Genomic DNA, 26431 nt, shown 5'->3' on the forward strand with positions numbered 1-26431 from the left:
TCTGCGCATGGAAAATAATTTACAGATTAGTGTCCAAGGGCATTTAGGCGTGATTACGCTAGATCGAGCGAGTCATTTGAATGCACTGTCCTTAAGCATGATTCATGGCATTAGCCAGCAGTTAGAACTGTGGCGTGAGGACGATCAGGTTCAAGCCGTCTTGATTAATTCCAATAGCCCGAAAGCCTTTTGTGCAGGTGGCGATATTCGTTTCCTCTATGACAGCTATCAAAATGGAACCGCCAATTATCAGCGCTATTTTGCAGATGAATATCACATGCTGAAGAGCCTACGCCAATATGCGAAACCTGTCATGGTGTTTTTAGATGGCTATGTCTTGGGTGGTGGTTTTGGTTTGGCACAAGCTTGCCAGATTATTGTCAGCAGTGAAAAATCACGTTTTGCCATGCCAGAAACCGCGATTGGCTTTTTCCCAGATGTGGGCGCAACCCATTTCCTGTCTCGTTTAGACGATATTGGCGTGTATATGGCGGTGACGGGTGAACAAATCAGCAGTAGCGATGCCTTGCATTTAGATTTAATTGACTATTTGGTACCGAGTGATCACTTGGCGCAGTTGCAAACGGAGTTGGCACAGGCACCCCAGTTGAATCAACAGTTAATTGAGCAGATGATCGTGCGTTATTTAAAAGAACCTGTGCCCAGTGAATTAAAACAGTATGAAGATGCGATTCGACAGCATTTCTCACATACTGAATTGGCTCACATTGAAGAAAGCCTAGCCCATACATTAGAAACTGACTATATGGATTGGGCTGAAAAAATCTTGGCAAATTTGCAGCAACGTTCTTTGTTGGCCAAGCAAATCAGTCTAAAGCTACAGCATGTTGGGCGGGGGCTATCTTTAGAGCAATGCATGCAGTTAGAACGGGATTTACAAGATATCTGGTTTGAGCAGGGTGACATGATTGAAGGCGTACGGGCTTTGTTGATTGATAAGGATAAACAGCCGAAATGGCAAACTGAAAACCCTAAACTGATGCAGATGTTTGAAGAGCTTTTACCACCTTCACGACAACAGCGTCAGGCGAGTGTGCAAGTGTAAGTTTGCTTTCAATCCGTACAGAAAATCCTCCAAAGTATTGGGGGATTTTTTTATAGCTTTTGATCTGAATAAATTGCTTAAATTTTGAATTATTTATTTTAATATTTCATTCTCAGAAATTGGATAAATCACGAATGAATGACTTAACAACAAGATTTTTAAATAATTTTACCCAGTGGCATGAAGTAGGACTGACCATCATCAAAGCGACTATAGCAATTGGGGTATTATGCTTAGTCGCTTATCTTCTCACCATTGGTTATATCCCTTCCGACATCAGCTTTGGTGATACGCTCATTTTTTTATTGATCTTTGTTGCTTGTTCAATTGTCTATGCTGGATTAAGCATGGTGCTATTTATCTTTGGCGTTTCTTTAATGCCTGTGGTGTACCTCATTTTTAATACAGTAGATCAGTATTTACCTGCTCATATAAGAATTGGAAAAAAGTTGCCTTTCCCAAAGATCAGCATAAGCACTTTAGCAATCTCCATTTATGTTTTATATCTTATTCGTGGTTTATTGGTGTTGCATTGGAAAATCAGTCTTTATGTAGTGATTACGGCCAGCTTTATCGCCTTATTTTCTTATGCTTTTTATATTAATCGACTTAAGATCAAAGAATTTAGCAACAAGTTCGAAAACTTAAAAGATATTATTGACGATCCTGAAGCGAGTGAAAATCTTAAAATATTTGCAAAAACTAAATTAAAGAGATTAGAAATACATATTAAAGACAGTATACAAATTGCGTGTTTTCTTATTCTGATTCCACTTGCACCTATGTTTTTTATTGGGGATATTGGTCAAGTATTTTTAAATTATACGATGCAAAAAACAGGTGTTAGTATAGAAAAAACGACACTGTATATTAAAGCACCGTATGCCAATTTAATTGATCGACCTAAAACTACGACTTCAGCGCTTAGCCAAGACCAAACCTTTATATTTAAGGATGTAAAAGTGTTATTTCAGGGCATTGGTAAAAATACTTTGGTGTCTTACAAAGTGGGAAATATTGAAAAACAGATTGTTATTCCAAATGAGTACATTATTGTAGAAAAAACTCGGAAAGTGGATGATTAAGTTCAAATTTTAAAGTAGCTCTAAGATAGAAATATATCGTCGTTCTAAAATATGTCTTCTATTGTTGAGGGGTATAAAAATAGGGGGATAAATACTTACCCTCAGTTATACCTCCAGCTATAGCAAGCTTGCAATAGATCAAGTGGATTGTATGAGACGTAAAAAAGCTTAAACCCTTTAGATTTAAGCTTTTTTAGACCTTATGGGACTGCATAAGAATTGAATTTGGCGGTGAAAGAGGGATTCGAACCCTCGAAACGCTATAAACGTTTACACACTTTCCAGGCGTGCTCCTTCAGCCACTCGGACACTTCACCATGGCGGAGGATAATATCGAAAAATATAGCCATCGACAAGGTGAAACAATTGAATTCGAGCAAAAGTTTTAGCTCAATGATATGATTTGCAAAAATAGTGTCGATAATTGAAGACAAGCTTATGCAAAGTTCTGCAAAAAAAGCCGCATTGCCTGCGATTACCTTGGCAGCATTAGGGGTTGTGTTTGGGGATATCGGAACCAGTCCACTCTACGCATTAAAAGAATCTTTCCATGCTGCACATGGATTAGTGATTAACCCTGAGAATGTCTTGGGTATTTTGTCGATTATCTTTTGGACAATGACATTGGTCATTACCATCAAATATGTCGCAATCGTCATGCGTGCAGACAACAATGGTGAGGGTGGCATTATGGCCTTGCTTGCCCTTAATCTACGCAATACCAATTTTAGTGATCGCAAAAAGTTATTGTTGATTGCCATTGGCTTTATTGGAGCCTCGCTGTTTTTTGGTGATGGGATTATTACCCCTGCCATTTCAGTGTTGTCAGCAGTAGAGGGCTTGTCCATCGCGACTGATGCACTTGATCCTTATATTGTGCCCATTGCCATTAGTATCGTGACCGCTTTGTTTGTGATGCAAAAATATGGCACAGCTTTTGTCGGTAAGTTTTTTGGCCCTTTAACCTTATTATGGTTTTTTGCCCTTGGACTATTAGGCATCTCCAGCATTATTCAAACGCCTTTGGTTTTGGGGATGTTCAGTCCGCATTGGGCCATCCAGTTTATTATTACTAACCCGATGATGGCATTCTTTATCATGGGCGCGGTGGTGTTAACCGTAACGGGTGGTGAAGCTTTATATGCCGATATGGGACATTTTGGTCCTGTTCCCATCCGTTTGGCATGGTTTGTTGTGGTTTTACCTTGTTTATTGCTCAACTATGCAGGGCAAGGCGCATTATTACTGCGTGACCCAAATGCCATTGAAAACCCATTCTATTTATTGGTACCAGAATGGGCATTGTACCCAATGATTTTCTTGGCAACTATGGCAGCAGTTATTGCCTCTCAAGCGGTCATTTCAGGGGTGTTCTCCTTGGCACGCCAAGCCATTCAATTGGGTTATTTGCCACGTCTAAGCATTAAGCACACGTCGGATTCAGAACAAGGGCAGATTTATGTGCCTTTACTGAACTGGATTTTGCTCGCAGCGATTATTGTTTTAATTCTAATCTTCCAAACCAGTTCGCGTTTATCCCATGCTTACGGTTTGGCTGTGACCATGACCATGCTCTGCGATACCTTATTGATTGCCGTTTTCATACGTTACGCATGGAAATGGAGTAAGCCAAAACTCGCATTACTGATTACACCATTTTTATTGCTGGATTTGGTCTTGGTGAGTGCTACGTCACTAAAAGTTCTGTCAGGTGGTTGGGTGCCGTTATTGATTGGCGGAATTGCATTTATGTTGTTAATGACGTGGAAAGATGGTCGTGAACTGACTTTTTCCAAGCTGCAACAAGATACGCTTCCGCTCGATTTATTTGTGCAGAGTATTGGTGAACAGGCAAACTGGGTCGAAGGGGAAGCAGTCTTCCTCACTGGGACTCCAACGGTTGTGCCACATGCCATGTTACATAACATGAAGCACAATAAGGTCTTGCATCAAAAGAACATCATTTTGACGGTAAAAATTCAGGATGTACCTTATGTTACCGATCAAGATCGATTCCACGTGGAAATCATGAATCAGCATTTTTATCGCGTTGAATTGTTCTACGGCTTTAAAGATGAAATGAATATTCCAATGGCGTTGGAAGCGGTCTATCAAGCGATAGAACTCGAATATAACTTAATGCAAATCAGCTTCTTTGTTTCGCGTGAACGTATTATTAGTACTGTGGGTGATGGCTTGGCGCCGTGGCGTGAAAAGCTGTTTATTTCGATGCAGCGCAATACCAGTCCCGTCAGCGACTTTTACCAAATTCCACCGAATCGTGTGGTGGAATTGGGAAGTCAAATTGAAATCTGATCATTTCGCTCTTGCTTAAACATAAGCGCTAAAAAACCAAGGCATCGTCCTTGGTTTTTTTATGCGGATTGAAATGTTTTGCAGTAGCGTTAGTTATTGTGCGACTTTGGATTGAGCATCGGCAGGCATCTGTTCTGGATGGGCTTGTATTGGCTGTGCTTCAAGGTTTTGTTCTGATTCTGGCAGACTTGTGATTTCTGTATCTGGACTATTGATTGGCTGGCTCGCGGAAGAGCTTAATTGTGGTGCTGGGGGAATGGCTTGATTGGGTACAACTGCGGATGCATCCTCGAGACTATTCGGAGCTGCGCTCATACTGGATGCTGTAGGATGATTTTCGGTATTGACCAAACGTACTTGTCCAGATTGAATCAATTCCTGAATGGATCCTGGTTGTCCATTAATACTGGTGCTCACTTTGGCTTGTGACAAACTTTCTAGCGTTTCACCTGCCTGTACTGTGGGTTCTGCAAACGCACTGACGCTGCTGAAGCCGAGTAATAATCCAGAGGCTAAAACTGTTGCTGAAATTAAATTATGTGACGACATCATGGCTCCGTGATTTATTGTGACTGTTCGTTGTGCCATTACCTTGGCACATTCAAAATTGGGCTGACAATGGAATCTACCCAATTGCATCGATAAGCTACTTAAACACCTGATGAAATCAGACAATTTGTTACAACCTTCACTTGCTTGTCACGATTTTGTTGAATTGTTAAACGATCAGTCACATCTAGATATACTTCTACAGAAGGGCTTTGTTAAGCTCCTGCAAAATCAGTCGTTTGATAAAGTAATGGCCAGTAAAAAACGTAGTTCAAAGCAATCCTTTCCTTGGTTTTTTAATCAGCACAGTTCAAAAGTGGTGTTGGGAGTGGTTGCCGTAGGGAGTTTTGCCATTGCCTTTGGACAAGAGCGAATTAGCCAGTTTTTGTCTTTACCGAGTGCATCAAACTCGGCCTGTCTCGATCAGTTTTATCGAGATGTTCCTCCTTATTTAAACAAAGAAAGCTTACAAAAACAGAGCTATGCTTTGTGTTTTAACGGCTTTAATGTAATGTATTCTGGAGTGTCCAAAACGCCACTCTGGGTGGCAGAAGCCTTAACACCACAGCGGTTAAGTCAAAAAATTCCACGTGAAGACAGCTTCCATGAAGAGGAGCGGATTCCAGCGCAATATCGTGCGACTTTGTCAGATTATCGTGGTTCTGGCTATGACCGAGGTCATATGGCACCGAATGCCGACATGCCGAATAAAACTTCGCAGTTTGACAGTTTCTCTTTGGCGAATATGGTGCCGCAAGCACCTAAAAACAATCAGGAAGTGTGGCGTAAACTGGAAGAAGCGACACGTGCCATTGTGACCAAACATCAGACTGCTGTGTATGTGGTATCGGGCCCAACGTTTACCAGCAAAAAATTAAAAGTGATTGGACAAGGTGTTATGGTACCAACTGCCGTGTATAAGGCAGTTTATATTCCAAAAACGGGAGCCATTGGGGTGTATTACGCACCAAACAATAATTCGCAAGAAGTGAAAATTGTCAGTGTATGTTATTTGGAAGAACAAATAGGGGTCAATTTATTCCCGCAACTGACCGAAGAGCAAAAGCGTAATACCTATCAGTTGCCGCTGACCGCGACTGCGGTGAAAGCCAAACAAGAGATTGCCTATTCGCATTGGGATGCAGAAAGCCAGTGTGCAGAAGATATTTCTGCGGAAAAGATTAGTGCAGCCCAAAAAAGCTTTAGTTCTGGCAGCAGTAAATCCACCTCAAGTTCGACCCCTAGTCTGGATGCAGACACGCAAGATGCGATTGTGAAACAGTTGATTGAAGCGTTATTGCAGTATATGTTGCAATTGGTGAAGTAGAAAAATACCCATCTATTTGAAGTATTGGCTCTGAGGTGATTATGTTTAAACCTTTTGAAAATGACACAGAATCACATGCAATTCATGATTTAACCTTAGAAAATCAATTAGATCGGGTCAATATTTATGGCAATTTGCAAATAGGCAAAGATCAGGCAGGGTTAGCCGCAGCAAAAGCCTTGCAGGCCTATTTAAATGCGATTGTGGCAACACTGGAAGTAGAACCAGACTTACCAGAACAAATCATTCATGCTGCGACTCAGGACGTTGAAAACCCATTCTTATAAATACTCAAACCTGAGGGAAGCCAGTCGAGCGTTAGATCGACTGGCTTTTTTTTAAGAAGTCGTTTTACTTTGTGCAACAAATTTATAAATTAAACTGCCGATGACCGCGCCTGCAATTGGAGCAAGCCAGAATAACCATAATTGTCGCAATGCTTCCGTTTCTGCGAACAGGGCGACGCCTGTGCTGCGGGCCGGATTCACCGAGGTATTGGTGACAGGGATACTGATTAAGTGGATGAGCGTTAGCGCGAGACCGATGGCAATGGGTGCGAAACCTGCTGGCGCACGTTTATCAGTAGCCCCCATAATCACGATCAGGAAAAATGCCGTCAGTACCACTTCAATCATCAGTGCTGAAAGTAAGCCATATTTTCCAGGGGAAAGTTCGGCATAACCATTGCTGGCGAAAGCACCTGTCCCCATAAAACCAGTTTGTCCTTGTGCAATCAGGAACAGCACAAAAGCCGCCAAAATCGCGCCAATCACTTGAGCGGCAAGATAGGGCAACAGGTCTTTACCATCGAAGCGTTGACCCGCCCATAAGCCAATACTGACGGCGGGATTGAAATGTCCGCCAGAGATATGCCCAAAGGCATAAGCACCGGTTAAGACGGTTAAACCAAAGGCGAGGGCAACCCCCGCAAAACCGATACCAAGTTCAGGAAACGCTGCGGCAAAGATGGCACTACCACAGCCACCAAAGACCAACCAAAAGGTGCCGAGCAGTTCGGCGAGATATTTATTCATCTTCATCTCCAGTATTATTCGTTATGATGATTTTTTGTTCTAAAGCACGACAGTCTATCTTTAACGAAAAATATAAGATGACTCAATGTAAAAATGATTAAAAAGCATACTTATTTTTGTCAATTCTTATATGGATTGTAGATATTGTTTACGGAATTGTTGAGGCGTTTTTCCAGTCCAGAGTTTAAACGCACGTTGAAAAGCACTTTGCTCGGAATAACTCAAAAGTAGGGCAATCTCTTGTAAGCTGAGATGAGGGTCTTGTAAGTATTGCTCTGCGAGCATTTGGCGGACTTGTTGAGTACGTTGTTGATAATTACTGCCTTGAGCCTGTAAATAACGTTGCAGTTGTCGCACTGAAATATTGAGCTGTTGGGCAATCAGCTCAATTTGGTATTGGTTTTTCTGTAGACCCGTGAGGATGGCTTGTTGGAGACGTTGATCTAACTGGGTTGAATGTGGCAATTGCTTTAATAGTGCCTGTGCTTGCTGCATTAATAACTGCTGTAAGGTGTGGTCGCCTTGTTGCAAGGGTGTATTTAATTCGGCAACGGGGAGCAAGACCTGCGTAACAGGTTGAGAAAAGCGCACTTTACAATGGAAAAACTGTTCATATAGCCGACTATTTTTCGGAGCAGCATGACGGAAATGCACTTCATGCAGTTGAATAGGATGTGTCGTCATATTCTGATTTAAGAACTGCACCATCAAGGCAATCGCAATTTCGTCGGTGAGTTGCGTGGTCAGATGCTGTGGTAATTCACCCCAGCGAATGGCAAGGTAATCGGTAGATAGATCAATTTGCAGTGGACTACCATCATAAATCAGACGATGAAAATCATGATAACGGCTGAGGGCTTCGCCTAAAGTGTCACAGGCGAGGGCGAGATAAGCCAGAATGCCCAAATGTTTTGTTTGTACATAGGTTGAAATTTCTAAACCGAGAGCGGGATGAGGCACTTGTTGCTGTAATTCATTCAATAACTCATGCCAAATACGATAATCAAAGCGTTCGAGGTTTTGCACTTTCAGCAATTGAGGCTGAATGACAAGACCTTGAGCTTGACTATAGGCATACAGCAGGTGTCCCAGTCCACCATAGACGGAGCCTGTATAATCATTCAGAGTAAGCATCATGTATTTTTGTTGTCGTGATTTGTCAATATTAAGGGTGTAGATGGTCAATATTTATCACATTCAGTTTTCTATATTCAAGTTATGAATGGAGAAATAAATTATGTGGAAAGGATTTTTAGCAGGATTGGTCGTTGCAAATGGTTTTGAATGGGTGGCGCATAAATATCTGTTACATGGTACTCATCGTGCAGGTCAACCTCGTTATAGCCCAGTGCCTTTAAGCATGAAATCACATTGGGAGCATCATCGAGAGGTGCGCAAACAGCAATTTTATGATGATAGCTATGTGGAAGGTTTGCCACATTGGCGCACCAAAAATGAAGTGATGTCATTAGTGGTTGTTGCAGGGGTGAGCAGTGCCTTGTTTTATCCCATCTCAAAAGGGATGGCAGCCGCAGCGGTATATAGTGCCTGTAATTATTTTTACATCCATCGTCGAGCACATTTAGAACCTGAATGGGCCATGAAGAAAATACCGTGGCATTATGATCATCATATGAATGCCAATCAGGATGCCAACTGGTGTGTGACCAAGCCATGGTTTGATTATTTATTGGGAACACGGGTGATTTCGGCTGCGAATTTGCAAGAGCAGAATCCATTGGGTATTGCCTTGCCACAAGTGCTTGCGAAGCGATTGAATCAAGTGGCGCTACGTTATTTCCCTGCCAAATGGGTAGAGAAAAACAATATGGTGACTGGGTTAGCGTTAAAAACTGAGGCAAATGAAGCTGTGCAGCAGCAAGACGCTGTCGCAATGGTTCAATGATACTGGCAGCAATAATCCTGCTTGATGATGTTTAAAATCGTTTTATTGGTTGCTTGATTTGTTAGGAGCCGTTAATAGTCGTTTTTATTGCAGGATCGGCATATAAAAAAAGAGCGCTCCAGGCGCTCTTTTAGATCATTAAATACCTGCTTAAAGACGCATTTCAATGCCTTGCGCTGCCAAATATTGCTTCGCTTCAGGAATAGTATGCTGTCCAAAGTGGAAAATGGATGCTGCCAGTACGGCATCAGCACCACCTTTTAAGATGCCATCTGCCAAATGTTGCAATGTTCCTACACCACCAGAAGCGATGGTCGGAATAGTGACGCGGTCATTAATGGCACGCATCAGCCCAAGGTCATAACCTGCTTTGGTTCCATCGGCATCCATCGAAGTGATTAAAAGCTCACCCGCACCGAAGTTGGCCATTTTCACTGCCCATTCAATCGCATCAATGCCTGTTTCTTTACGACCGCCGTGGGTGAAAATTTCCCATTTGTTTTCTGCAGTTTTTTTCGCATCAATCGCAACTACAATACATTGTGCCCCAAAGCGTTGAGATGCTTCTTGGACAAACTCTGGGTTATAAATGGCTGCGGAGTTAATGCTCACTTTATCTGCGCCCGCATTTAATAATAAGCGAATATCTTCGACTTTACGGACACCACCACCGACTGTAAGCGGAACAAACACGCTTTCTGCCATACGTTCTACCGTACGGTAAGTGGTGTCGCGTCCATGATGTGTAGCAGTAATATCAAGGAAGGTAATTTCATCGGCACCTTGTTCGTTATAGCGACGGGCAACTTCAACAGGGTCACCTGCATCACGAATATCAAGGAACTGTACACCTTTCACCACACGACCGTTGTCGACGTCGAGACAAGGAATAATACGTTTAGCTAGCATAATTTTTTCCAATAATTACAGCCGATTATGAAACTCACCTACACAAGCGCTACACCTTGGTAGATTGAAAAGGTATTCTATCAAACTTATGTAAGATTTTTCGCAGGTTTTCTATGTCGGTTTATACCACTTTGACTTTAAAGGAAGTTCAGGACTTCGCAGCACCTTATGGATTAGAGGTGATTGACCTGATTCCCATTCAAGGAGGTATCCAAAATACAAACTATTTTCTGGTCTGTGAAGACCAAAGCCAATATGTATTAACCGTATTTGAAGAGATGGATGAACATGGTGCGGGTGAAATTGTGCCTGTATTGGAACATTTAGGACAGCAAGGTCTAGCTGTGCCTGTACCGTTAAAACATGCAGGACAAGCCATTCACTTTATTAAACAAAAGCCTGCCCAAATTGCACCGCGTTTAATGGGTAAACATCCGATGCCAGCTTCTGTGGCACAGGTGGAAGCGATTGCTGTAGCACAAGCCAAAATGCATGTGGCCTTGCAGGATTTTCCACTTGAACGTGCCCAGTACCGTAACCATCAATACTGGCGTCAGGTGTCACGCGAAATTAAACCCACGCTAAACGCGGCAGATACAGTGTTGTTGAATGAATTGCTCGGTTTGTATGATGCCATGACCGCGATTTATCCAGATCGACCAAAAGGCTTTATCCACTCAGATTTGTTCCGTGACAACACCTTATTTGAAGGGGAGCAACTCAAGGGCATTCTCGATTTTTATGAATTGAACAAAGATGAGTTGTTGTTTGACATCGCAATTACCCTGAATGACTTCTGTACTGAATATCCAGAGGTGCATTTAGATGAAGAAAAAGCCTTGGCCTTCCTCACCGCCTATCAAACGGTTCGTCCTCTTACTGAAGATGAGAAAGCCTGTTTGGAGCTTTATTTGGCGATGGCAGCAGGTCGTTTCTGGATGATGCGTTTGCAAGTGGCACAAAAAAATGCCGCTGAAGGACGCACGGGTGACGACATTTTGCAGAAAAATCCTTTAGAAATGCGTAATATGCTGATTGAACGCTTAAAATTTGTAAATGGTTAAACAAGGAAGATCACATGCGAGATCAGGGACGCTTGGTAGAATGGTTTGATGATAAAGGCTACGGCTTTATTCAACCCAATGAGACCAATAAAGAGCGGGTGTTCTTACATATTAAGGACTTCGCGCGACCTGGTCCGCGTCCAATTGTTGGCTGTGCCTTGGAATATATGGTCTTGTTGGATGGTCAGGGGCGCTTTCGCGCACAACAGGTCACGTATTTAAAAGCCTCACAAACAGGTCAGAAGCCCAAAGCCAAGCCGACTCCGCCACAAAAGCATTCCGTCATGCAATTGGCAGGTATGGCTTACTTTGTGGTTTTGGCCGTTTTAGTGATTGCGGGACTACTGAGTGGTTTAGTGTTGTTATTGATTTGCTTGATGAATGCAGCAAGTTATTGGTTCTATGCACAAGATAAAGAAGCCGCACAATTGGGTGGGCGTCGTGTGCCCGAACAAACACTGCATGTTTTGGCCTTCTTGGGTGGGTGGCCAGCGGCATGGTTAGCCCAACAAAAGTTGCGACATAAAACACAAAAACAACCTTTCAGGAAGGTGTATTTCTGTACTATAGCCTTAAATCTATTACTTATTTTATGGCTGATCTCTCCTCTAAATAGCTTGCCAATCTAGAGAGGGAGTTTTAACAATACGGGGAGAAAAATGAATAAACCCATTGATCAGGATCCTAATCGTAGCTTAACGCTGGTGTTATACGTCCTTTACATCATTGCGATTTTTACAGGTGGCTTATTGGCACTCATCGCCTTGATTATTAATTATGTCAAACTCAATGATGTTCGTGGCTCAATCTTCGAAAGCCACTTTATCTGGCAAATCCGAAGTTTCTGGTGGTATTTATTCTGGAACGTGATTGCATTTGTGCCGTTCTTTTTCTTATTCTTTACTGGAAATAACCCAGATTTGTTTGCTGGTGTTGCTTTGGGCAGTACCATCTTTTGTATTAGCGTGATTGCACTGTCATGGATTTGGATTGTCTATCGTGCTATTCGTGGAATTATCACTTTAAATGATAATCAACCTATTTAAAAAAACTTCTAGCAAATGATAAGTCGAGAGCTTTAGATTTGGTTTGCAGTGAGATGACATCTCAAATGAAAAGAGTGGCTTTTGCCACTCTTTTTTTTGCCCGATCCTGAGACCTAGTGCACCACTGCTTGGCAGTATTGTGCCCCAAGCTGGGATTTTTTGGGGCGTAAACTTTACATGATGGTTTTAAAGTTTAAAATTTTTAGTAAATAATTTACATTTTTCTATTAATAAATTTACGTTTTTAATAATTAAGAGTTACTTTTTTTATTTTAAGATTTAAATTTTTAATAATTGTAATTTACATTTTTAATAAATTAACTTTACATATATGTATATTTATTTAATTAAATAAGTAAGTTTAATTTATTTAAAAAATGATTAAGAATAAAACCGACCACGACGTCGACGTAAGCCCAAAACATGAATCGCGCGAACCAAAACCGCATATGAAACTGCATAGCCAAACTCTTGTTCAAAAAGCGGAACTAGGTCACTAATATTCTGAAATTTTGTTTTCTTAACAAACACTTGAAAGCTATCCCAATCCTTAATATGACTTGGTGCGCCACGCTTTTCACTCGGCTTGGGTGCAAGATCTCCGGTTTCTTCTTCAAGCTTGATCCAAGCATCAAGGGTGACACGGGAAATGTTGAATTGTTTGCATACCGCTACTTTGTAGTCGGTTATCTTGTAGGCTTGAATTGCAGCTTTACGTAGTTCAATAGAGTATCTAGGCATTAACTTGTCTCATTTTAAAATAAGATTTTTTATATTATATGGCATAGTTGTTGCAAAAAAATAATTAAGTTAAATAAAATATGTAAATGGCATTTAAATGAAAAGAACAGAAGTTTCTTTAAAATCGTTGTCCTTGTGGCAAGTCATTATGATTGGTGTAGCGTACATGACCCCTATGGTGGTATTCGATACTTTTGGTATCGTCTCGGAGGTGACCGAAGGTCGAGTGCCACTCGCCTATATTTTGGCGCTATTTGCGATGCTTTTAACTGCGTTTAGTTACGCACGTTTCAGTCGAATCAGTGAAGATTCGGGTTCAGCTTATAATTACACTGCCCAGTCATGCGGAGCAAAAGCAGGTTTCTTTGTGGGTTGGTGTTCATTGCTGGATTATATTTTGCTGCCTTTGGTGAATGCTTTACTGGCAGGCATTTATTTAGAAGCTGTGATTCCAAGTGTGCCGTATTGGGTTTGGGTCGCTTTGTTCACTGGCATCGTGACGCTGATTAACTGCTTCCGCATTAATTTCTTGGCAAATTTAAGTCTGCTTTTTGTATTGATGCCGCTGTTGCTCATGGTGGTGTTTATTTATTTGGTTATTCAGGGCGTGGGTTCAGAACAAGGTTATGCCCATGTATTGACCTTGGCTCCTTTATTTAACGGAGATACCACGGTTCTGCCTTTGATTGCAGGTGCATCTATTCTGTGTTTTTCATTTTTGGGTTTCGACGCCGTGACTACATTGGCACATGAAACCAAAGATCCGAAAAAGAATATTCCACGTGCGGTGTTGCTCACCACATTGGTGGGAGGTGCCATCTTCTTCACAGCTTCATGGTTTATTCAATTGTATTTCCCAAGCAATGTTCGCTTTAACAAGCCAGATGAAGCCTTGCCTGAAATCGTACTGTATGTCGGTGGAGCCTTATTTCAAGCAGTCTTCTTATGCGCTCAAATCATGAATACTTTTGCTTCAGGTTTGGCGACCCATGCCAGTGCTTCACGCTTAATTCATATCATGGCGAAGGATGGTATTTTCCCTAAAGCAACATTTGGGCAGTTACATACTAAATTAGGCACACCGTTGTATGCCGTATTGACCATTGGATTGATTTCACTGGCGGCCATTTTCCTAGAGTTGGCGACAGTGGTGAGCATGATTAGTTTTGGCGCTTTAATTGCCTTTACCGCAGTGAATTTCTCGGTCTTTGCAAAATTCTATTTGCGCGACAAACAAACACAAGGGTTGAAGAACAAATTTTTCAACCTGATTCTGCCGCTTTTATCGGTGACGGTCATGATTGGACTTTGGGTGAATCTAGAGCGTAATGCCTTGATGTTTGGATGTTCTTGGTTGGCTGTTGGTATCGCATTATTTATCTATAAAAGACTGAAAAGACAAAACATTGTGATTGAAAATGCCTATTAGGCCTGACATGAAAATAAAGTAAATGAGAGTGTGAATGACATGAAGATAAATAAACCAATATTTGAAAATGACGTGGAGTATAAGGCCAGTCATGCTTTACACAGTGGTAAAGAGTGGAATTGGCTTAATCCGAAGCGGGGCGAGTTTAGTCATCCTGCAAATTACTATGAAAGTTCATTAAAAGTATGGCATGAATTTGCGCCTTTAGATGCCGATATGGTCTGTGATGTTTTAGTTATTGGTGGGGGATTATTGGGAACATCCACAGCTTTGCATTTGGCAGAGCAAGGTGTAGACACTGTACTGGTCGAAAAAAACCGTATCGGCAGTGCTGCATCTGGACGTAATGGGGGACAACTGACTCCCGGTTTGGCACGTTGGGAAGCTGAAACCATGGTGGAGCACTTTAGTTTTGAAGATGCTAAAAGGTTATGGCATTTCACGTCCACAGAAGCCATGTCCTTAATTGACGGTATTTGTGACAAATATGAGTTGGAATTGCAACGCAAACGCGGTCACATTACGGCTGCGGTACATCCGGGGCATTTAGATGCTTTGCGCGCAGGAATGCAAGCACGTGAGTATTTGCAAGAAACCCATACGTCGCTCTTAAATCAGGATGAATTGCGTGAACATGTCGCTTCCGAACATTATTTCGGTGGTTTATTGGATCACCTCGGGGGGCATATTCATCCCTTAGCCTTGACTCGTGGTTTGGCGTATGGCTTTTGTCAAAATGGTGGCAAAATTTATGAGCAAACTGAAGTGCAATGCATACAAGAACGTGCCGATGGTATTTATGTCACCACCGCCAATGGGGTCATTAAAGCGCGGAAAAGTGTGGTCATGGCGGTACATCATGCGTCGTTTAAGTTACTAGAAGAAGACAAACAAACCACTATTCCGTTTTATACCTATGTGTGTACCACAGCGCCACTAGAGCTTGATTTAAAAGCATTGCTCCCGACGGATCTCCCTGTCTATGACACACAGTTCCAGATTGACTATTACCGTGGTGTATCAAAAAACCGCTTATTGTTTGGGGGAGAAGGCACAGGCTCATGTTGGGATGCACAGCAAACACATGATTATTTGTTAGGGCGTATTCAACATGTATTTCCGCAACTTAAACAGGTCGAGCTTGATTTTGTTTGGAGTGGAACCACCGATTTAACCGTGAATGGGGCTACTGACAGTCGTAAATTTGGCAATCAATTTCCGATTTACGCGGTACAGGGTTGGAGTGGGCATGGCGTCGCGCAAACGGTACGAATTGGGAAAGCCATTGCCGATGATTTCTTGGGGCTGTCAGATGATTTTGAAATGCTGACCAAAATTCAACACATGAATATTCCCATGGGGCGTGCATTGGCACCGATTGTAATTCCGATTGCGAAAAGTATGTATGGCATTGGCGCCATGATGAATCCAGGAAAAATGGTGTCATTCTAAATAGATCGCGTGATGATGAAGTCGATTGAGGGCAGCAGTCGACTTCATTCTTTTATGTCATTAGAGCTGCTCAATTTCTTTTTTGGCTTTCAAGCGTTTGGGTTTCCATTCACTGATGAGGATACCAAAAACCACCAATACACCGCCCAATAAAGCCAATGGTGCCAAGCGTTCACCTGCAAGGCGTCCAAAAAGTGCTGCCCAAACGGGTTCGCCTGCATAAATAATGGCCGCTTGCGATGGATCTACCGAACGTTGTGCCCAATTCATGACGTACTGAATCAAGGCACTGGCGAGACCCAAACCCATCGCGATACTGAGCAAAGGCCATGAAAAGCTGGGAATGCTATGTTCACCTACCAACGGCATTGAGGCAAAGGCCAGTAAAGAAGCCACCGCCAGTTGAATGACTGTTACCCGACCTAAATTTACTTTTGGGGCAAAATAACCAATCAGAATAATTTCCAATGCGATTCCAATTGCACCGAGTAAAGTCACCACCTGACCAAAATTTAAAGTAATTGCATGGAAACCATTCCCCGTCAATAAAACCAAGCCTATAAACGCACAAAATGCGCCAATCCAGATCATAAAATGTGGGGCTTTACGGAAAATTAACCACAACAATACAGGGACTAAAGGCACATACAATGCGGTTAAAAATGCCGATTCACTGCTACTAATGGTTTGTAAACCCACAGTTTGCGTACCATAACCGATGGTGAGCATACAGCCGATAATACAACCTGCGAATAAGTCTTGCGCGGTAATGTGTTTGAGTTGCCTAAAAGAGAGCAAACCAATAATGGTTGCTGCACAGGCAAAACGGCAACCCACAAAAAACATTGGTGAACTAAAATTAAGGGCATATTTCACGGTCAAAAATGTACCGCCCCAAATAAAAGTAATAAGTATCAGGGCAATCACAGGAGCATTGGAGCCAAAACGTGCATTGAACATAGCGATCATTGGAGTTGTGTGCAGTATATTGCACATAGCTTGTCATGCTTTTATTTTTTGTGCAATATATTGCTCAAATTTTTCTTGAAATGCCAATATGAAGCATCCTGCGGTTTTACAATATGTGAGTCAAAATGTTCGCCATTACCGTAATCTAAAAGGCTTAAGTCAACAGCAATTGGCAGATTTGGCAGGTTTAAGTCGGCGCATGGTGGCAGGGGTGGAAACTGGACAAGACAATATTAGTCTGGCAAAACTGAGCTTAATTGCTGATGTACTTGAGGTGGATTTTGCCCAGATGATTGCTGCGCCTGAACAACACGGCCAAGCGGTTGTGAATGCGTTAGCATGGCAAGGAACACAAGCCCAAAGTGAAGCAATACTTTTGGCTTCCGCATCTGCCAGCAAAAAGGTAGAGCTCTGGACGTGGACTTTGGCACCCAATGAACAATATTGTGCCGAACCCGACCCAGAAGGCTATCGTGAGATGTTGTATGTGATTGAAGGAGAGCTCACCTTAGATTTGGCAGGTGAGGTGAAAGTGTTGCATGCAGGCGAATCAATCGTGTATGCCAGTACTATTGATTACCGTTATATCAATCATGCTTCAGTTCCGCTTAAATTTATTCGTAATGCGATTTACTAAAGTAAGCACATAGGCTGAATTTAATCTTCAGCACTAAAAAAGAGGTCATTTGACCTCTTTTTTAGTGCTTGGATTTAAAGCGCTTGCTGATCCAATAATAGCTGTGCTTCACGTAAGTTCAATGAACCTTCGTAAATGGCACGACCTGTAATGGCACCCAGAATACCTGGTTGACCTTTTAAGTTACGTACGTCATCTAAATTGGTCACACCACCAGACGCAATCACAGGCAAGCCTGAGTATTGTGCCAAATGAACGGTTTGCTCCACGTTTACACCTTGCATCATGCCATCACGGGCAATATCGGTATACACAATGCTCGATACGCCAGCATCTGCAAAACGTTTTGCCAGATCAGTGGCTTTCACATCTGTGACATTAGCCCAACCATCGGTTGCGACCATGCCATTGATGGCATCAATACCAACAATGATATGACCCGCAAATTTCTTACAGGCTTCTTCGACAAATTCAGGCTCTTGCACCGCTTTGGTGCCAATAATCACAAATGACACGCCTGCATCAAGGTAGTGTTCAATGGTTTCCAGTGAACGAATACCACCACCAATTTGAATTGGCAGCTCCGGTTGTGCTTTGGCAATCGCTTCAACCACAGGTTTATGAATCGGGGTACCCGCAAAAGCACCGTTTAAATCGACCAAATGCAAGCGACGTGCGCCTTCATTAACCCAATGCTGTGCAGTTGCCACAGGGTCATCAGAAAATACGGTATCGTCTTCCATACGGCCTTGTTTTAAACGGACACATTTGCCATCTTTCAGGTCAATTGCAGGGATGATCAGCATGCTTTCGCTCCTTACCCGATCTTATAGAATTTATTCGCCGCAATCTTAGCAAAGTATTGGCAAATATCTAAGCAAGATGTTGCTTTTATTTCGTTCTATGTTGTGCAGCAGGCAAACTAATGCCTAAACGTTGTAATTCTTGATAAATCAGCACAGGGGCATAGGCATCGGCAGCCGCATATTGGATTTGTGCCGCGCTTAAAGGAAATTTACTCCAGTTCGAGGTGCTGACACTTTTACTTTTTGGAAAATTGACCTGAAACAGTAATGCCATCGCATTTTTAACGCCTACGGGAGTGGTGATGCCAAATGCAGTAAAAGCTTTGGCAAGATCAAGCACCTGATTGAAATGAATGCCTTTTTTACGAAACAGATGCGCATCATTTTTTAAACCAAAGCCAACTTTAAGTTGTTCAGGATTTTCAAAAATTGGGGTTAAAAAGTCCAAAATGGCGGGGCTAATTTGGAAAACATACGCCTGATCGGCGGTTGCCAATTGAATTACATGCGGTCCTGTTGCAACTTCACCTTTACGAAAGGTGGGTTTAGATTCGGAATCAAAGCCAAATAAAGGGGCGGAAAAGAGTTCATCTTGCAGGGCGTGACATTGTTCTAGCTTGGAAATCAGTTGAATCTGCTCGGGTGCCAAATTTTGAAAAACAGGCAATTGTTGAATTTGTTCTTTGCTTGGGAGGGGGGAAAGTGAATGCAAGGTCATAGGCGATAGCCATGTAATTCGGCAAGGAGCTAGGCACTATCATCTGGTAAAAATAAAGCCTAGGTCAACTAGGCTTTAAGTGTAGATGCTGAATAGGGGGTTAAATATCCCATTCCACAAAGTTTTTCAGTAATTGTAGTCCAGCCGTATGACTCTTTTCTGGATGGAACTGTGTCGCGAATAGATTTTCTTGATGAATGGCCGAGCAGAATTGAATGCCATAATCACAGGTCGCAGCCACAATCTTGCTGTCTTTGGGTTCGACATAGAAGCTATGTACGAAGTAGAAACGCGCATCTTGTTCAATGTTGTTCCACATTGGATGGCTTGGATCGGCCTGATGCACTTGATTCCAGCCCATGTGTGGCACTTTTAAGCCATCCATGTCTGGGAAGTGTTTGACGGCACCTTCAAAAATACCCAGCGCATCCGTGCCATCATTTTCTTCAGAGTGCTGCATCAGTGCCTGCATACCTACGCAAATGGCTAAAACAGGTTTGTTAAATGCGGCTTGACGCACCACTTCATCAATCCCTGCTTCATGCATGCCTTGTATACAGTCACGCATCGCACCGACACCCGGGAATACAATTTTATCTGCTTGAGCAATCAGTTTCGGATCATTGGTGACATCAACAGTCGCTCCGACATGTTCTAACGCTTTTGCCGCCGAGTGCAAATTGCCCATGCCATAATCAAGAAGTGCAATACGGGTCATTACAAACTACCTTTGGTTGACGCAATAGTATTGGCAGCGCGAGGATCAACCTCACATGCCATACGTAATGCACGAGCAAAGGCTTTGAACACACTTTCAATTTGATGGTGGCTATTTTTGCCTTTGAGGTTGTCAATGTGCACAGTTACAAGGGCATGATTGACGAAACCTTGGAAGAATTCAGAAAATAAATCGACATCAAAACGACCAATCATGGCACGAGTGAATGGAATATCCATAAATAAACCCGGACGACCAGACAGGTCGACTACAGCACGGCTTAAAGATTCATCCAGTGGCGCATAAAAATGTCCATAACGACGCAGGCCTTTTTTATCGCCCAATGCTTTAGCAAATGCTTGTCCAAGCGTGATACCACAGTCTTCTACCGTGTGGTGATCATCAATTTCTAAGTCGCCATCACAATGAATATCAATATCAAATAGTCCATGGCGCTTGATTTGATCAATCATATGGTCTAAAAAAGGAACTCCAGTGTTTAAAGTGCCTTGACCTGTACCATCGAGATTTAAGCGTACTCGAATTTTGGTTTCGTTGGTATTTCTTACCACTTCACTGATACGTTCTGTCATAGACACGTTCCTCAAAAACGTCAAAAATGATTGATGTAAAATGTTTTTCGCCGTGACGAAATCACCGCATATTAGATTGCTCAGGAGGGTTTATCAATGCCTATTACCGTACATGCTTATACTTCACTAGAAAATGAAGAAATGCGCAGCCAGCTTGAGCGACTGTATGACACCAGCCCAGAATTTGGCGATGGGCAAGATGCCATTGAACAACTTGAACAAAACTTAGCTCAGTATACCCTAGTTTACACCGCAGAATTTAATACTAAAGTGATAGGTGCGATTTGGTGTACAGGGCAGGGTGAAAGTAAGACGCTGGAGTATATTGTGGTGCATCCTGCGAATCGTGGTCGTGGCGTTGCAGAACGCTTGGTGGCGGAAGTATGCCGAATGGAAGAAGCCAAAGGGGTGAAAATATTTGAACCGGGCTGTGGAGCCATTCACCGTTGTTTGGCTCATTTAAATAAATTACCTGGCTAAACAGAATTAATCATGGAGCAGTAATGGCATTGCACCTGTATGAATTGAATAAAAAGGCAGCATTAGTGCTGCCTTTTTATATGCAAGCCTAAATTATGCATGAGAATGGGGTGTTTTATGGCAACAACTCAAAATTTGCTGAAAAACCCATCATTTGACACAAAATTTGTAAAAATGTGCTTGACGCTTTTATCTTAAAACGCTTTAATACGCCCCATCGGCGTGATAGCTCAGTAGGTAGAGCAACGGATTGAAAATCCGTGTGTCCCCAGTTCGATCCTGGGTCTCGCCACCATATATTTTAAAACCGAATTTGTGTTTTCAATCCCTGATCCCATCAGGGATTTTTTTTGGCTGAAAAATATCCGATTGATCAAAAAATTATGGATTAGGATTGACTAATCAACTGAGATGAGGCTTAATACACGGCATCGGCGTGATAGCTCAGTAGGTAGAGCAACGGATTGAAAATCCGTGTGTCCCCAGTTCGATCCTGGGTCTCGCCACCATATTCAAAAACCCTCAAACATTGTTTGAGGGTTTTTTTATGCGCAAAGAAAAGTTGTGCTCTGTACAATCATGACTAAGTTTAAAATAAAAATGGCAGGGAGTGAGGGGGCATGGTCAAGGATTTATTTTCTGCAAATAGTGAATTGTATCAACAAGCACGTCCTCAATATTCGACAGAAATTCTTGATGCTATTTTGGCTTATGTGCCCGAACGAGCATTGGCTTGGGATTGTGGGGCAGGTTCGGGGCAATTCACCCAGTTACTTGCGCCTCATTTTGCGCAGGTGCTCGCGACAGACTTGAGCGAGCAGCAACTCCAGCAGGCTCCTGTATTTGCGAATGTGCGTTATTTACAAGCCACAGCGGAACACAGCCCTTGTGCATCTGCATCAGTTGATTTGGTTTGTGTGGCGCAAGCCATTCACTGGTTCGATTTTACGACCTTCTATGCCGAGGTAAAGCGTGTACTGAAACCAAAAGGCGTGCTTGCCGTGATTGGCTATGGTCTGATTCAATTGCAGGATGTCGAATTACAGCATGTGTTACAGCAGCTCTATTTCAAAACGCTACAAGGTTATTGGGATCCAGAGCGGCGTTATATTGATGAGCATTACCAAACCATTCCCTTTCCTTTTCAGGAGTTGGCTGTTCCTGCCTTAGCCTTAGGCTACACATGGAGCAGTATGCAACTGTTGCAGTATTTAGCGACATGGTCAGGCGTACAGCACTATCAGCGACAACACCAGCAAGATCCATTGCAGAATATACGACAGTGCTTGGCAGCACAGGGAAATCCACGTGTGAAGTTGATTTTTCCTGTCTTGTTACGGGTAGGGTGTCAATCTGCTGCTGAACTTGCCTGAATGAGCGTTTTACGTGGAAACAACTGTTTAATTATTCGCCGAGTTTTAAAATAAGAGAAGTAGAAATTTAAATGGATATTTTGCCATGTATTTCTCTCCCAAAATATTCAATGCACTGGCTTTGAGTGTATTGTTGATGAGTCATGGCTATGCCAATGGCCTATCTGATCTTTCCGTGCTGACAGAGCAAGATTTACGTCTTCAAACTGGGGATATTCAATCCCAACCTGATGATGTGAGACAACAAATTTTTGAACATTATCTGATGAAACTTGAAGCTGCACCGCAGCAATGGGCATTGATGGACACGGCACGAGTTTCACAAGAAATTTTACCTCCTGAACGCATTCCAACTTTTGATTTACCTTTACCCATTTTATTGCAGGTCTATTCAATTGCCGATGGATTACAGTCGGAGGATCCTAGACTGGGCTTATATCGCATGATTGATCCTGTCGTAAATCCGAATAGCCCTATCCAACACCTACAGCCAGTGCCTCAAATTCAGTTGAATTTGGGCGTGGTTTCAATTGGGACAATCGAGCAACAGATGAATGTCGATGGGTTAATAAAAATGTTTTTATTGACGCCACATTAAACTGTCATGGCTTAAATTTTAGATGCAACCCATATAAAAAACGCCCCGATTGGGGCGTTTTTAATGACAGATCAAATTAAGCAGATTTTGCTTGTGCTTGAGGTGCAAGCATGTGACCTGTTTCTTCGAAGTTAGAGTGCCAAGACAACGCTTCACGAAGTAAGTGAGGAGTATGACCACCTTTTGCACATGAACGATCAAAGTAGTCGTTTAGTGCATCGCGGTAAAGTGGGTGTGCACAGTTGTCGATAATCGCACGAGCACGCTCACGTGGCGCTAAACCACGAAGATCTGCCAGACCTTGTTCAGTTACAAGGATGTCTACGTCGTGTTCTGCATGGTCAACGTGTGATGCAAATGGAACAATTGAAGAAATGTCGCCACCTTTTGCAATTGATTTGGTCACGAAGATTGCCAAGTGTGCATTACGTGCGAAGTCACCTGAACCACCGATACCGTTCATCATTTTCGTACCGCAAACATGCGTTGAGTTCACGTTACCGTAAATATCAAACTCAAGTGCAGTGTTGATGCCGATAATACCTAAACGACGTACAAGTTCTGGATGATTCGAAATTTCTTGCGGACGAAGCACCAATTTATCTTTATACGCTTCAAGGTTGTTAAATACTTTCTCGCCATATTTTGCAGAAAGGGTAATTGAAGAACCTGATGCAAAAATCATTTTACCTGCATCGATCAATTCAAACGTACAATCTTGAAGAACTTCTGAATACATGATCAAGTCTTCGAAGTTTGAATCTTTCAAACCTGTCAATACTGCGTTTGCGATTGAACCGATACCTGCTTGAAGCGGGCCTAAGTTCTTCGGTAAACGTTCTTCAGCCACTTCTTTTTCGAAGAATGCGATTAAGTGGTTCGCGATTGATTGTGTCTCATCGTCTGGAGCAGTTACTGTTGACGGAGAGTCGTGTAGTTCGCTGTTAAATACGATACCGACAATTTTAGATGGATCGATGTTGATCGCAGTTGTACCAATACGCTCATCCACTTGAGTCAATGGAATTGGTTGGCGTGTTGGGCGATACGTTGGAATATAAATGTCGTGTAAGCCTTCAAATGCTGGGCTTAAATTGGTGTTAATTTCAATAATTACTTTTTCAGCAAAAATTGCAAAGCTTGCAGAGTTACCCACAGATGTTGTTGGAATAATGCCACCATCTTCAGTGATCGCAACTGCTTCAATGATCGCTACATCTGGCTTTTTCAACTGAAGGTTACGCATTTGTTCAACAGTTTCAGACAAGTGTTGGTCAATGAACATGACTTCACCATTGTTGATGGCTTTACGTAAAGTGTTGTCGACTTGGAATGGAAGGCGACGTGCTAAAACACCCGCTTCTGTCAATTGTTTGTCAAGGTCATTCCCTAGACTCGCACCCGTAATTAACGTGATTTTTAATGGGTTCGTGTGAGCACGTTTTACTAAAGCCAATGGAACAGCTTTTGCTTCGCCAGCACGGGTAAAGCCACTCATACCTACGGTCATACCGTCTTGGATGAATTCCGCAGCTTGTTCTGCGCTGATGACTTTGTCGTGTAGTGAAGCTAAACGAATGCGATCTAATGACATGGTTTACTCTCGTTGGAATTTTGAAACTGATAGGGATTGTACCCATCAGAAAACGCATTTTGCATACCTGTTAGGCTAAGGTCTAATTTTTTAGAAAAATGCGGGTATAACAAATTTTGATAATTTTTAATCAATTGATTTTATGAGGGATATGTCATAACTATTCGGTTGTTTTTAATACTGACTGTACGGTTATTGATCAAAATTGGCGCAAAATTTGTTACAAATGGCATGTTTTAAGGAGCACAATCATCACGATACAGAAAAATTTAGATTAAAAAGTGGAGCAAATCATTTTAAATAAGCTAGAAATTTCACTCAATTCTTGTTGAAGGATTGATCAGAAGGGGATGGGTAAAGCTATCAATTGCTAAAAGGTGAAAGTCCATAGTTTAGAAATACGGCTTTCACCATTGCAGGATAAGCGAAGAAATTAGAAGTGTTCGCTAATACTTTGTTTTAATTTTTCAATTGGATTGATGATGACCTGCTCTTCAGGTTCTTCTTTCGGTAACGGCAGTAAGATAATGGCTTCGAGCCCACCTTGCTCTCGATTGTGAATCAGGAGTTTGCCTTGATGAATATCTACAATACGTTTCACAATCGCCAGTCCTAAGCCACTGCCTTGAACTGTGCGTGCGGCATTGCCTCGCACGAATGGTTGCATGAGGTCTTCAATTTGATCTTCTGGAATGCCTTCACCATGATCGGCAACACTAATTAAAATATGCTCGCCTTCCACCCGTGCAGATAACTCGACAGGCTCGGCGCCGTACCGTTTGGAGTTATTAATTAAATTACCAATTAAGCGTTTCAGTGACAGACTACGCGCTTGAATTAAGGGCAGCTCTTGCGGGCTAAAGCGAACATCAAGAGGTTTAAATTGAATGACCAATTCCTGCAATAAATTATTGATATCCGTGGCTTGTAGGACTTCATCTGAGCCATCGCGCATAAAGGAAATAAACTGATTCAAAATGGCATCCATATCTTCCACATCATAAATCAGACCTTCTTTCAGGAAGTCATCATCTGGCATCATTTCTGCACTGAGGCGAATACGTGTGAGAGGTGTGCGTAAGTCATGTGAAATACCCGCCAGCATAATACGACGATCTCGTTCTGTCTGATCTAGCGTGTAAATCATATGATTAAATGCCTGATTCACCTCACGAATTTCTTGTGGACCATGATTGGTTTCTAAGTACGGTGCAGTGCCTGTTTTACTGTAGCTGTTGGCAGCATTTTGCAAACGACGCAATGGACGGTTCAACTGACGAACCAGCGTTAAAATAATGACAGCGGAAATGAGTGGGATGCCCAGTAACCAACCAAGAATTAATTCAGGGCTATAGTTGGCATAGGTTTTCAGCGGTTCACGAACCCAGTGTCCATTCATTTCTGGGGTTTGCACCCAAATTCTGGGGCTGGGCTTAAACTGGAAATAAACGGTGACGTCTTTAATTTTCAACTCTTTGGCGAGCTGATGTTCAATCCGATTGGTAAAGAAATCGGCTATTAGCTTATCTTTGACACTTGGATATTCATTAGGATCGGTGACATATTCCACACCAACGCGCTGTTTGAGCCATTCATCAATATCCAGTTGCACATCGTCATGATAAATCTTTAAGCGCGGGTTATTGATCATTTCCAGTTCAACGGCAAGAAATCTTGCATGTTGTTGAATTTCAGGTAAATACAGGGTTTTCCAGAAGAACCATAACGACATGAATAAGCTAAAGAACACTATAAACAACACCAGTACTGTGGTGCGCATGGCGGCCGAACGTGGCTTAATTTTATCGAAAAAACGTTCCGAAGAAGTGCGCTTCTTTTCTGAGTAGCTAACAAAATCGGTAAATTCTTGTGGGTTGATCGGATCTAATTTCACGGTAATTCCCCATAATTTAAGAACAGGGTGAAGTTTTTGCAGGGTCTTACTGTGATTAATTTAAATTCCAGTTTTAACCTTCGGTTCGACCTACTTTTGTTTTGGCAAAAGTAGGCAAAATCATTTC

At 42.3% G+C, this 26431-nt stretch carries 27 protein-coding genes and 3 tRNA genes; 17 read left to right on the forward strand and 13 right to left on the reverse strand.

The features are described 5' to 3' along the window. The first annotated feature begins 1 nt into the window (after position 1). Together M5E07_RS00915 and M5E07_RS00920 are read left to right on the forward strand one after the other, a co-directional pair. Entirely contained in the window at positions 2-1066 is a 1065-nt protein-coding gene (locus M5E07_RS00915) for an enoyl-CoA hydratase/isomerase family protein (RefSeq protein ID WP_252223636.1), read from the forward strand. A 134-nt stretch (positions 1067-1200) separates the two neighbouring features. After that, a complete protein-coding gene (locus M5E07_RS00920; protein WP_252221143.1) occupies positions 1201-2151 on the forward strand; it encodes a hypothetical protein in 951 nt (316 codons plus the stop codon). A gap of 226 nt (positions 2152-2377) precedes the next feature. Here the strand turns inward: M5E07_RS00920 and M5E07_RS00925 are convergent. Then, positions 2378-2468, reverse strand: a tRNA-Ser gene (locus tag M5E07_RS00925). A 121-nt stretch (positions 2469-2589) separates the two neighbouring features. On the opposite strand from M5E07_RS00925, the gene M5E07_RS00930 reads away from it, so the two are divergent. Continuing rightward, positions 2590-4467, forward strand: coding sequence for a potassium transporter Kup (locus tag M5E07_RS00930; protein ID WP_252221145.1), 1878 nt, complete (start codon positions 2590-2592; stop codon positions 4465-4467). A gap of 93 nt (positions 4468-4560) precedes the next feature. Here M5E07_RS00930 and M5E07_RS00935 read toward each other — a convergent pair whose 3' ends face one another. Beyond that, a complete protein-coding gene (locus tag M5E07_RS00935; RefSeq protein ID WP_252221147.1) occupies positions 4561-5016 on the reverse strand; it encodes a hypothetical protein in 456 nt (151 codons plus the stop codon). Between the two features lie 250 nt (positions 5017-5266). Here M5E07_RS00935 and M5E07_RS00940 point away from each other — a divergent pair, with 250 nt between their 5' ends. Beyond that, positions 5267-6343 (forward strand): DNA/RNA non-specific endonuclease, encoded by a 1077-nt coding sequence (locus tag M5E07_RS00940; RefSeq protein WP_116759154.1) that lies wholly within the window; start codon positions 5267-5269, stop codon positions 6341-6343. A 41-nt stretch (positions 6344-6384) separates the two neighbouring features. Further along, complete coding sequence (locus tag M5E07_RS00945; RefSeq protein ID WP_252221149.1) at positions 6385-6630, forward strand: hypothetical protein; 246 nt, start codon at positions 6385-6387, stop codon at positions 6628-6630. Positions 6631-6681: 51 nt separating this feature from the next. Here the strand turns inward: M5E07_RS00945 and aqpZ are convergent, their stop codons facing one another. After that, complete coding sequence (gene aqpZ, locus M5E07_RS00950) at positions 6682-7377, reverse strand: aquaporin Z (protein WP_252221151.1); 696 nt, start codon at positions 7375-7377, stop codon at positions 6682-6684. 126 nt (positions 7378-7503) lie between these two features. Beyond that, positions 7504-8511, reverse strand: coding sequence for an AraC family transcriptional regulator (locus M5E07_RS00955; RefSeq protein ID WP_116759153.1), 1008 nt, complete (start codon positions 8509-8511; stop codon positions 7504-7506). 103 nt (positions 8512-8614) lie between these two features. Here M5E07_RS00955 and M5E07_RS00960 point away from each other — a divergent pair, with 103 nt between their 5' ends. Beyond that, positions 8615-9283, forward strand: a complete 669-nt coding sequence (locus M5E07_RS00960; protein WP_252221153.1) for a sterol desaturase family protein — start codon at positions 8615-8617, stop codon at positions 9281-9283. A 150-nt stretch (positions 9284-9433) separates the two neighbouring features. On the opposite strand, the gene hisF is transcribed toward M5E07_RS00960, so the two are convergent. After that, positions 9434-10192 (reverse strand): imidazole glycerol phosphate synthase subunit HisF, encoded by a 759-nt coding sequence (gene hisF / locus M5E07_RS00965; RefSeq protein WP_116759059.1) that lies wholly within the window; start codon positions 10190-10192, stop codon positions 9434-9436. A gap of 113 nt (positions 10193-10305) precedes the next feature. Between hisF and M5E07_RS00970 the strand changes: the two genes are divergently transcribed. The 3 genes from M5E07_RS00970 to M5E07_RS00980 are packed head-to-tail and all read left to right on the forward strand — an operon-like array spanning position 10306 to position 12302. Next, positions 10306-11256 carry a homoserine kinase gene (locus M5E07_RS00970; RefSeq protein ID WP_252221155.1) on the forward strand — a complete coding sequence of 317 codons (951 nt, stop codon included), beginning with the start codon at positions 10306-10308 and terminating at the stop codon, positions 11254-11256. A gap of 14 nt (positions 11257-11270) precedes the next feature. Next, positions 11271-11885, forward strand: coding sequence for a DUF1294 domain-containing protein (locus M5E07_RS00975; protein WP_252221157.1), 615 nt, complete (start codon positions 11271-11273; stop codon positions 11883-11885). Positions 11886-11915: 30 nt separating this feature from the next. Further along, positions 11916-12302 carry a DUF4870 family protein gene (locus M5E07_RS00980; protein ID WP_116759056.1) on the forward strand — a complete coding sequence of 129 codons (387 nt, stop codon included), beginning with the start codon at positions 11916-11918 and terminating at the stop codon, positions 12300-12302. A gap of 381 nt (positions 12303-12683) precedes the next feature. Here the strand turns inward: M5E07_RS00980 and M5E07_RS00985 are convergent, their stop codons facing one another. Next, a complete protein-coding gene (locus M5E07_RS00985; RefSeq protein WP_252221159.1) occupies positions 12684-13043 on the reverse strand; it encodes a COG3415 family protein in 360 nt (119 codons plus the stop codon). A gap of 97 nt (positions 13044-13140) precedes the next feature. On the opposite strand from M5E07_RS00985, the gene M5E07_RS00990 reads away from it, so the two are divergent. Together M5E07_RS00990 and M5E07_RS00995 are read left to right on the forward strand one after the other, a co-directional pair. Beyond that, positions 13141-14472, forward strand: coding sequence for an APC family permease (locus tag M5E07_RS00990; RefSeq protein WP_252221160.1), 1332 nt, complete (start codon positions 13141-13143; stop codon positions 14470-14472). Between the two features lie 39 nt (positions 14473-14511). Further along, a complete protein-coding gene (locus M5E07_RS00995) occupies positions 14512-15924 on the forward strand; it encodes an NAD(P)/FAD-dependent oxidoreductase (RefSeq protein WP_252221165.1) in 1413 nt (470 codons plus the stop codon). A 60-nt stretch (positions 15925-15984) separates the two neighbouring features. On the opposite strand, the gene M5E07_RS01000 is transcribed toward M5E07_RS00995, so the two are convergent. After that, positions 15985-16884 carry a DMT family transporter gene (locus tag M5E07_RS01000; protein WP_252223638.1) on the reverse strand — a complete coding sequence of 300 codons (900 nt, stop codon included), beginning with the start codon at positions 16882-16884 and terminating at the stop codon, positions 15985-15987. Positions 16885-16981: 97 nt separating this feature from the next. Between M5E07_RS01000 and M5E07_RS01005 the strand changes: the two genes are divergently transcribed. Further along, positions 16982-17530 carry a helix-turn-helix domain-containing protein gene (locus M5E07_RS01005; protein WP_252221166.1) on the forward strand — a complete coding sequence of 183 codons (549 nt, stop codon included), beginning with the start codon at positions 16982-16984 and terminating at the stop codon, positions 17528-17530. Positions 17531-17604: 74 nt separating this feature from the next. Here M5E07_RS01005 and hisA read toward each other — a convergent pair whose 3' ends face one another. From hisA to hisB, 4 genes are all read right to left on the reverse strand, one after another. Continuing rightward, entirely contained in the window at positions 17605-18336 is a 732-nt protein-coding gene (gene hisA / locus M5E07_RS01010) for a 1-(5-phosphoribosyl)-5-[(5-phosphoribosylamino)methylideneamino]imidazole-4-carboxamide isomerase (protein WP_131264697.1), read from the reverse strand. Positions 18337-18421: 85 nt separating this feature from the next. Further along, complete coding sequence (locus M5E07_RS01015) at positions 18422-19054, reverse strand: 3'-5' exonuclease (protein ID WP_252221167.1); 633 nt, start codon at positions 19052-19054, stop codon at positions 18422-18424. A 100-nt stretch (positions 19055-19154) separates the two neighbouring features. Next, positions 19155-19772, reverse strand: a complete 618-nt coding sequence (hisH, locus tag M5E07_RS01020) for an imidazole glycerol phosphate synthase subunit HisH (protein ID WP_252221169.1) — start codon at positions 19770-19772, stop codon at positions 19155-19157. Next, positions 19772-20365, reverse strand: coding sequence for an imidazoleglycerol-phosphate dehydratase HisB (gene hisB / locus M5E07_RS01025; RefSeq protein ID WP_252221172.1), 594 nt, complete (start codon positions 20363-20365; stop codon positions 19772-19774). Before hisB ends, hisH begins: the two co-directional genes overlap by 1 nt. Before the next feature lie 96 nt (positions 20366-20461). Between hisB and M5E07_RS01030 the strand changes: the two genes are divergently transcribed. The 5 genes from M5E07_RS01030 to M5E07_RS01050 all read left to right on the forward strand — a co-directional run bounded on the left by M5E07_RS01030 (position 20462) and on the right by M5E07_RS01050 (position 22816). After that, a complete protein-coding gene (locus tag M5E07_RS01030; protein ID WP_116759045.1) occupies positions 20462-20845 on the forward strand; it encodes a GNAT family N-acetyltransferase in 384 nt (127 codons plus the stop codon). Positions 20846-21064: 219 nt separating this feature from the next. Beyond that, a tRNA-Phe gene (locus M5E07_RS01035) sits at positions 21065-21140 on the forward strand. Positions 21141-21278: 138 nt separating this feature from the next. Further along, positions 21279-21354 (forward strand) — tRNA-Phe (locus M5E07_RS01040). A gap of 111 nt (positions 21355-21465) precedes the next feature. Next, entirely contained in the window at positions 21466-22218 is a 753-nt protein-coding gene (locus M5E07_RS01045; protein ID WP_252221174.1) for a class I SAM-dependent methyltransferase, read from the forward strand. A gap of 85 nt (positions 22219-22303) precedes the next feature. Further along, positions 22304-22816, forward strand: coding sequence for a hypothetical protein (locus M5E07_RS01050; protein ID WP_252221176.1), 513 nt, complete (start codon positions 22304-22306; stop codon positions 22814-22816). A gap of 76 nt (positions 22817-22892) precedes the next feature. Here the strand turns inward: M5E07_RS01050 and scpC are convergent, their stop codons facing one another. Together scpC and M5E07_RS01060 are read right to left on the reverse strand one after the other, a co-directional pair. Continuing rightward, positions 22893-24410 (reverse strand): succinyl-CoA:acetate CoA-transferase ScpC, encoded by a 1518-nt coding sequence (gene scpC, locus M5E07_RS01055; protein WP_116759042.1) that lies wholly within the window; start codon positions 24408-24410, stop codon positions 22893-22895. A 433-nt stretch (positions 24411-24843) separates the two neighbouring features. Further along, the gene (locus tag M5E07_RS01060) at positions 24844-26304 is read right to left on the reverse strand and encodes an ATP-binding protein (RefSeq protein ID WP_116759041.1); all 1461 of its coding nucleotides are present in this window, start codon (positions 26302-26304) and stop codon (positions 24844-24846) included. Positions 26305-26431 lie beyond the last annotated feature (127 nt).

This window comes from Acinetobacter tibetensis (genome assembly GCF_023824315.1).
GTDB classification, from domain to species: domain Bacteria; phylum Pseudomonadota; class Gammaproteobacteria; order Pseudomonadales; family Moraxellaceae; genus Acinetobacter; species Acinetobacter tibetensis.